The sequence below is a fragment of the Synechococcus sp. WC101 genome, assembly GCF_047461555.1.
Classification (GTDB): Bacteria; Cyanobacteriota; Cyanobacteriia; order Thermostichales; family Thermostichaceae; genus Thermostichus.
On record NZ_JANSHG010000156.1, the window covers coordinates 1 to 5652 of the forward strand.

7 protein-coding genes and 1 pseudogene are annotated in these 5652 nt (G+C 59.3%); 6 read left to right on the plus strand and 2 right to left on the minus strand.

Features of this window, described 5'->3' with window-relative positions:
• The first annotated feature begins 238 nt into the window (after window positions 1–238).
• Both hisH and NW809_RS10295 read left to right on the plus strand, forming a co-directional pair.
• Entirely contained in the window at window positions 239–889 is a 651-nt protein-coding gene (gene hisH, locus NW809_RS10290) for an imidazole glycerol phosphate synthase subunit HisH (RefSeq protein ID WP_011429853.1), read from the plus strand.
• A gap of 6 nt (window positions 890–895) precedes the next feature.
• Window positions 896–1357, plus strand: a complete 462-nt coding sequence (locus NW809_RS10295) for an EVE domain-containing protein (protein WP_414347111.1) — start codon at window positions 896–898, stop codon at window positions 1355–1357.
• A gap of 56 nt (window positions 1358–1413) precedes the next feature.
• Here NW809_RS10295 and surE read toward each other — a convergent pair whose 3' ends face one another.
• Window positions 1414–2223, minus strand: coding sequence for a 5'/3'-nucleotidase SurE (surE, locus tag NW809_RS10300; protein ID WP_414402066.1), 810 nt, complete (start codon window positions 2221–2223; stop codon window positions 1414–1416).
• A gap of 341 nt (window positions 2224–2564) precedes the next feature.
• On the opposite strand from surE, the gene NW809_RS10305 reads away from it, so the two are divergent.
• Together NW809_RS10305 and NW809_RS10310 are read left to right on the plus strand one after the other, a co-directional pair.
• Window positions 2565–3230, plus strand: a complete 666-nt coding sequence (locus tag NW809_RS10305) for a Crp/Fnr family transcriptional regulator (RefSeq protein WP_011429850.1) — start codon at window positions 2565–2567, stop codon at window positions 3228–3230.
• Between the two features lie 42 nt (window positions 3231–3272).
• Window positions 3273–4142, plus strand: coding sequence for an alpha/beta fold hydrolase (locus tag NW809_RS10310; RefSeq protein ID WP_414402067.1), 870 nt, complete (start codon window positions 3273–3275; stop codon window positions 4140–4142).
• Here the strand turns inward: NW809_RS10310 and NW809_RS10315 are convergent.
• Window positions 4082–4684 carry a Ycf51 family protein gene (locus NW809_RS10315; RefSeq protein WP_414402068.1) on the minus strand — a complete coding sequence of 201 codons (603 nt, stop codon included), beginning with the start codon at window positions 4682–4684 and terminating at the stop codon, window positions 4082–4084. The genes NW809_RS10310 and NW809_RS10315 overlap by 61 nt on opposite strands.
• 150 nt (window positions 4685–4834) lie before the next feature.
• On the opposite strand from NW809_RS10315, the gene NW809_RS10320 reads away from it, so the two are divergent.
• Both NW809_RS10320 and NW809_RS10325 read left to right on the plus strand, forming a co-directional pair.
• Entirely contained in the window at window positions 4835–5221 is a 387-nt protein-coding gene (locus tag NW809_RS10320) for a dynamin family protein (RefSeq protein WP_414402069.1), read from the plus strand.
• Window positions 5199–5652, plus strand: a pseudogene (locus NW809_RS10325) (hypothetical protein); the annotation flags it as partial. The gene NW809_RS10320 and the pseudogene NW809_RS10325, both read left to right, overlap by 23 nt.

Genomic DNA, 5652 nt, shown 5'->3' on the forward strand with positions numbered 1-5652 from the left:
CAAGCGGTACTGGTAAGCGGTTCTCATGATGAATGCATTGTACCTGTTGAACGCTCCCGCCTCTCATCCTGACTCTGGCCGGCCCGCCCCCCTACATCCCCCCGTATACGGGGGGACTGGGGGGCTGGGGGACTGGGGGGTACAGAGCGGGGCTTCCAGGACTACGTCCCGCTAGCGCGAACAGCGGATTAGCTAAAACCACTATACTGACAGGCTCTTGCAGGTTTCAGGAAAAGCCATGAAAGCCGTGCGCCTGGCGGTGATCGACTATGATGCCGGCAACCTGCATTCAGCTTGCAAAGGGCTGGAGCGGGCCGGGGCCGAGGTGCAGCTAGTCACAGAGCCGGCTGGGCTAGCGGCTTTTGATGGCCTTGTCCTGCCCGGCGATGGGGCCTTTGACCCAGCCATGCAGCAGTTGCGGGCGCGCGGCTTTGGGGAGGCAATCCGACAAGCCATCGAGCGGCAGCAGCCTTTCTTGGGCATTTGTATTGGTTTGCAAGTTTTGTTCGAAGACAGCGAAGAGGGGACAGAGCCGGGGCTGGGCATCGTGCCGGGGCGGGTGCAGCGCTTTCGACCGGAGCCGGGCCTGCGCATCCCCCACATGGGCTGGAACCAGTTGCACCTTACCCAGCCCGACTCTCCCCTTTGGGCAGGGATCCCCGAGCAAAGCTGGGTTTACTTTGTCCACTCCTACCACGCGGTGCCCAAGGATCCAAGCTGGGTGGTCGCCACCACCCAGCACGGCAGCCAAACCTGTGTGGCCGCCATTGCCCGCGGCACCTTGTTTGCCACCCAATTTCACCCCGAAAAGTCCGGCCCTGTAGGCTTGAAGATATTGCAAAACTTTGTCGAGTTTGTTGCCCGTCGCTTGCCTGCTGCCGGCGCCTAGCGTTTCATGAACTACTGGCTGATGAAATCGGAGCCCAGCGTCTACAGCATCTGGGATCTGCAGCGGGACGGCCAAACCCTTTGGGACGGCGTGCGCAACTACCAAGCCCGCAACTACTTGAAGGCCATGCAGGTTGGGGATCGCGCCTTTTTCTACCACTCCAACGCCGACCCCCCCGGCATAGCCGGCCTGATGGAGATCGTGGAGACTCAGGTGGTGGATCCCAGCCAGTTTGATCCCACCAGCCCCTACTACGATCCCAAGTCAACCCCTGCAGCGCCCCGCTGGCAGACAGTGCGGGTGCAATTTGTTGCCGCCTTTGGGCGCTTGATCCCTTTGGCCCAGTTAAGGGCCACTTTTACCCCTGCGGAGTTAGAAGTGGTGCGGCGAGGCACGCGACTGTCGGTGATGCCTGTTCCCCAGGCTGTGGCAGAACGGCTGCTGGCCTTGGCAGCCGTTCCCCTCTAGGGTTTCCCCTGGCTGCGATCCCGGCCAAGCCTGCTTGCCCTAGGCCATTTTTGCTTTCAAAAGCCAAAGGCTGAGAGGCCCCAGCGCTGCAAGCTCTCGAAAGCGGCGTAGGCCGTTAAATCCGGCTGCAGGGGCGTAATCGACACATACCCCTCGGCAACCGCCCGCACATCGGAACAGGGATCCACCTCCTCTTCCACCACCTCTCCTGCCAGCCAGTAGTAGGCCTTGCCGCGGGGATCTACCCGTTTCTCGTAGAGATCCGTGTACTTGCGCCAGGCCAGGCGGGCCAAGACTATGCCGCGTATTTCAGCCAACCCTAGCGGGGGGACATTGACGTTCAACAGCATCGGCTTCTCTAAAGGCTTCAGGCTCAGCTTCTCCAGCAGCATCAGCACCACCTGGGCCGCCGGCTGAAAATCCTGGTGGGTAAAGCTGGCCAGGCTCACGGCTAGGCTGGGGATCCCTTCCAGCAGCCCTTCCATGGCTGCCGAGACGGTGCCGGAATAGAGCACATCAGTGCCCAGATTGGCTCCCTGGTTGATGCCGGCAATGACCCAGTCAGGGGGCTGCTGCAGCAGACCGTCCAGGCCCAACTTGACGCAGTCCGAGGGCGTGCCCGAACAGGCCCAAGCTTGCACCTCTGGCGGAAACCCCTCCCGCACCGGATCCACTCGCAGCGGCTTGTGCAACGTCAAGGCGTGGCCGGTAGCCGAGCGCTCCCGATCCGGACAGACCACCGTGATCTGATGTCCACCCACCTGAGCCAGCGCAGCGGCCAGACATCGCACCCCCGCCGCCTGGATGCCATCGTCGTTGCTGATAAGGATATTCACCGCAGCCACCCCACACCTGTACTCAGACATCCACCAGTCTGACCCCATTCTGCGCCATCCCCTAGCTGGCTGAGTTCGGCGACAAGCTCTGAAAATTTACGGCTTCTTGAGGTTATTATGGACGTAGCCTTTTGAACAATATCAGTAGAAACCCGATGTCGCCCCATAGGGTTCAGTGCCATTATGAAGCTAAGGTAAAGTAAGCCTGTAGGTTCTCTCCTCTTTGTTTTGCCCCCTTGCGGTTTCCCCATCCTCTCACGACTCCGTTCCGCGGACGCGAAGGCGAAAGCGTTGTGTTGCAACAGTAGCCAGGTAAAGCTGGGGAGTCTGTAAAACCCATCAGGTCGCTCGAGCGACAGGAAGTTGATCCCATGACACTTGTTTCCATCACATCGGCAGCAGAGGCTCAGGAATGGCGGGAACTCCGCCAGTGGGCCGAAGAGCACTACCGCTCTCGTACGTTTCCTAAAGATGTGCGCATTCCAACTCGTCCGGGATTGGTGTACATCCCCCAAGAGGGCGTGGTGCGCCTGGTCAGCCAAACGCCGGAGCGGCGGGAGGTTTTTGTCGGGTTTATCACGCCCGGGGTGCCCTTTGAGCTGAGCAACCCGGAGCGCTTTGAGCTAAAAGCCTGCACCCATGTCGATCGCACGACGGTGATGTGGTTTTACTGGCAGGATTTGGAGCAGTGGCCCTATCTGCACCAGAAAATTCAAGAAAGCTTCCGCCAGCAACTGCAACGCAAGTTGCTCTGGCTGGGCAACTTGGGCCAGCGTCGGGCCATCGACCGCCTGAAGGGCTTTTTGACCTTGTTAATCGACGAGTATGGGCAGCCCTGTGAGCAGGGGATGTACCTCCCCTGGCCCCTCACCCACGCCCAGATCGGGGATGCCATTGGTGCCACCCGCGTGACGGTTACTCGCCTGCTGGGATCCCTGCGCTCGAAGGGGTTTGTGCAGGTGCTGGATCAAAACTTAATCTGCATCCCCAACGGGGTGAAGCTGCAGCCGACGCCAAAAAAGGCGGCCAGCGCCTGACCCTGCGATTTCAGTGCAATTTCAAAGTGCTCTGGTAAGCCGATGGGCCTACAGCTCCACTGTCGTGTTTGGGGAGAAGGGATCCCTTCCCTGCCCATCTTGCTGCTCCACGGCCATCCCGGCAATGCCGACTGCATGGAAGTTTTTGCCGAGGCGGTGGCGGAGATGCACCCCTGTGTGGCCCCAGATCTGCGCGGCTACGGGCGTTCGCAGGTGCGGGATCCCTTTGAGATGTCGGCCCACCTGGAGGATTTGCAGGAGCTGCTGGATCGCCTGGGCTGGCGGGAGTGCCTGCTGCTGGGCTGGTCGCTGGGCGGGATCCTGACCCTGGAGCTGGCCTTGCGGCTGCCGGGACGGGTCAAAGGCTTGGTCTTGGTGGCCAGCGCCGCCTGTCCTCGTAGCAACCATCCCCCCACCGATTTTTGGGATCAGCTCAACACCGGCATTGCCTCGCTGCTCAACTGGCTCTGGCCCGGCTGGAGTTGGAACATCAACACCTTTGGCCGCCGCTCTCTCTACCGCTACCTAGTCCAGAGACATACCCCGAGAACCTATCGCTACCTGGCCCAGGCAGCTTTGCCGGCTTACCTGCATACCTCTCCTCAGGCTCGCCAAGCCCTACGCGCTGCCCTTCGACAGGGCTACAACCGCGAGGGAGAGCTGCACCGCCTGCACCTGCCGGTTTTGATTCTGGCTGCGGAGCAGGATTGCCACATCACTGCCGCCAGCAGCCTGGCCACTGCCCGCCTTCTCCCTCAGTGCACCTGCATTGTCTATCCCAACGTGGCCCACCTCTTTCCCTGGGAGATCCCTGAGCAAGTAGAGCAAGATCTGCGCCGCTGGCTGAGGGCTCAGGATTGGGCCAAGGGAGGCTCTTGCAAAGTCCCCTCAGAGGGCGGGGCGGCCTCCTGAACTTGGGCTAACCTACGCAGCCGATCAAAGGCCTCTTCCTCCAGGTGGATTTGCTGCTGCTGTTGTTCTTCCGGGGTGCGCAGGCGTTTCCCCAAAGGCTGTTGCAGCGTGCCCAAAAGTAAGGGCTCGGAGACTCCCGGCTCGGGGTGGATGACAGTGCGGGCTTGCAGGGTAAATACCGGCGAGCCGGTAGAGAAACGACCAGAGGAGGCCAGATCGCTAGCTGCCTGCTTCAGCGTAAGGATCAGTTGCTCCGGGGTGATATCTGGGCTAACGGCAATGACCGCCCGCTCCGCCCCTTGGTCATAGACAGTGGTGTAAGGAGCAGCCCCGGGGATGCGGGAGCGGAAAATGGGCCCTAGGCTCAGGGCAAAACAGCCTGCCGTTAGAACCAAGGTAAAGGCTGTGTAGCCCACTAGCGAAAACTTCCAAGGCCAGTTGCGCATCCAGGCCAGCAGAGTGAGCAGCGCCAGGAAGACCGCTACTCCCAGCCCCACCTGGCTGGCAGAGGCGAAGAAAGATTGCAAAGAGCCATCCATCATTCGCAAACTACCTCTTGTTGACCCCAGAACTGCCGGCGGCTATGTGCATTTTAGAGCCATTTCTTTATGCTACTAAATCAGCATTGCTGGCAAGAAGGACGCTGAAAAAATGCAAAGAAAACGAACCACGGTACTAGCGAAAGGACTATAATGACTATAATGCCGGCGAAGCGGCTTGAGAGCTGTCGGCATTCATCTTCAACTCTATCTGAAGGAGCGCATCACAGGCTTGATTCTACGGATCCCTCGGTAGCCCTGCGGATCGCAAGAGAGTCACTGTTCACCCTTGGCAACCTCACTGCCGGGATCCTCAGCGAATACCACGACGTCATTAGCAGCTCTGTGCTGCTGGAAAAGCTGCAGGCCTTTCGGGTTGTCTACGAAGAGGCTGTTGCCCGCCTACAGAAGCCCTCCTTCCGGATTGCCACCATTGGCACCACCTCTTCGGGTAAATCCACTATTGTGAACGCCCTCATTGGCCGGAAAATCGCGCCTATTGAGGCCCAGGAGATGAGTGCCGGGATTCCTGCGGATTAGGCACAGCGAGCGGAGCAGGCTAGTTATCCACAATACCGAAGGAGCTACCTGGGAATGCGGCACGTGGGAAGACCTGAGGGACGAAGAAATCTACAGCCGGCTCAAGCTGACGATGGAGGCCTACCACCAAGAGCGGCGAAAGAAGAGGAAGAAGAGGGATGAAGCGGAGGTGGTCATCCCTCAGGTAGACGTTGAGTGTCCGCTGCTGCCGGTCAGAAATCCTTTTCTGTTAGGCCTGCCTGAGGGCTTACAGGTCGAGATTTATGACTTGCCTGGCCTAAACTCAATTCAAGATAGAACAAGCCTTAGGATTATCCAAGAGCATGTCAGCAAGTGCTTTAGCTTTGTTGCACTGGATTACTCTCAGACAGATTGGCAAGGACGGGAAACTCTCTTGAGAGAGCTAAAGGATGTCGTAGAGTTTCTCAGAG

Coding starts and splice junctions, on each gene's coding strand:
- surE (WP_414402066.1), bottom strand. CDS start 2,223: ATGTCTGAGTACAGGTGTGGGGTGGCTGCGGTGAATATCCTTATCAGC.
- NW809_RS10315 (WP_414402068.1), bottom strand. CDS start 4,684: ATGATGGATGGCTCTTTGCAATCTTTCTTCGCCTCTGCCAGCCAGGTG.
- NW809_RS10310 (WP_414402067.1), top strand. CDS start 3,273: ATGGGCCTACAGCTCCACTGTCGTGTTTGGGGAGAAGGGATCCCTTCC.
- NW809_RS10305 (WP_011429850.1), top strand. CDS start 2,565: ATGACACTTGTTTCCATCACATCGGCAGCAGAGGCTCAGGAATGGCGG.
- NW809_RS10295 (WP_414347111.1), top strand. CDS start 896: ATGAACTACTGGCTGATGAAATCGGAGCCCAGCGTCTACAGCATCTGG.
- hisH (WP_011429853.1), top strand. CDS start 239: ATGAAAGCCGTGCGCCTGGCGGTGATCGACTATGATGCCGGCAACCTG.
- NW809_RS10320 (WP_414402069.1), top strand. CDS start 4,835: ATGACTATAATGCCGGCGAAGCGGCTTGAGAGCTGTCGGCATTCATCT.